The following is a 397-nucleotide window of genomic DNA, read 5'->3' on the forward strand; positions in this document are numbered from 1 at the left end:
AGTGCATATGGAACCCATTCAATGAGGCGCACGAAAGTCACCCAAATCTACAAGAAAACCGGCAACCTCAGAGCGGTCCAGCTCTTACTAGGTCATACCAAGATGGACAGTCCAGTCCAGTATCTCGGCGTCGAACTAGAGGATGCCTTGGCCAACGCCGAAGCCATTGAGATTTAGTGCCAAGGGGTCGCCTTCGTAGGCGGCCCAAACCGGACACGGTGCTGTCAGACAAATTCGAACTAGTCTCAACTAGGCCAGTAGAGCTGTCCTTTATCCCACGCCAAGCTCGCGCCACTCGGCGAGAGCAGCGGCGCGTGTCAGCTTGAAGGTGCCTCGGCTGGTGAGAGATCGCTCCTGGTTAAAGTGGTTGTAGACGGAGGAGTGGACGGCGGCGAAT

At 55.9% G+C, this 397-nt stretch carries 2 pseudogenes; one reads left to right on the forward strand and one right to left on the reverse strand.

Annotation, left to right across the window (positions count from 1 at the left end):
- Positions 1–177: pseudogene (locus ABLN94_RS24600) on the forward strand (integrase); the annotation flags it as partial.
- A 93-nt stretch (positions 178–270) separates the two neighbouring features.
- Here the strand turns inward: ABLN94_RS24600 and ABLN94_RS24605 are convergent.
- Positions 271–397: pseudogene (locus ABLN94_RS24605) on the reverse strand (IS6 family transposase); the annotation flags it as partial.

The sequence above is a fragment of the Ruegeria sp. SCP11 genome (genome assembly GCF_040329455.1).
Classification (GTDB): domain Bacteria; phylum Pseudomonadota; class Alphaproteobacteria; order Rhodobacterales; family Rhodobacteraceae; genus Ruegeria; species Ruegeria atlantica_E.